Consider the following 403-nt stretch of genomic DNA (forward strand, 5'->3'; position numbering starts at 1 on the left):
TCGGTGAAGGGGGCGTCGAGCTTGGGGTCGAACGCGATCGTTTGGCCAGTCAGGCAGAACTGCGGCGGGGAGTCGCATACAATGGTGAGAAATCGGGAACGATAGTGCGGACAGCCACAGGATCGAAGACTCACGGAGCACTTGCCGCACTTGCCACCCGGAACGCTCGTTTCATCGCCAAAGTACTTGGCGAGGTCGTGAGCGTAGCCTGAAGGTTGACAGCGCCTCGTCAGCATGAAACCTGGTCGGAGGAGAATGAAGGAGAGAGCGAAAAGAACAACGTACAGCTTCCGCCCCGGACGAACTTGGCGACGCTACGGAGGCGCACGACGTCCGCCTCCTCGCGGTCGTGCAGCTGCTTGAACAAGTTCTGAGCCAACTCGTCGATGTCCTCGTCCAGTTC

At 59.6% G+C, this 403-nt stretch carries 1 protein-coding gene; it reads left to right on the top strand.

Features of this window, described 5'->3' with window-relative positions; genetic code table 11:
* The coding region (locus tag D7X12_RS43925; protein ID WP_208719661.1) for a hypothetical protein at positions 1-212 on the top strand (212 nt) is incomplete at its 5' end.
* Between the last annotated feature and the right edge of the window lie 191 nt (positions 213-403).

This window comes from Corallococcus sicarius, from assembly GCF_003611735.1.
In the GTDB taxonomy this organism is placed as follows: Bacteria; Myxococcota; Myxococcia; order Myxococcales; family Myxococcaceae; genus Corallococcus; species Corallococcus sicarius.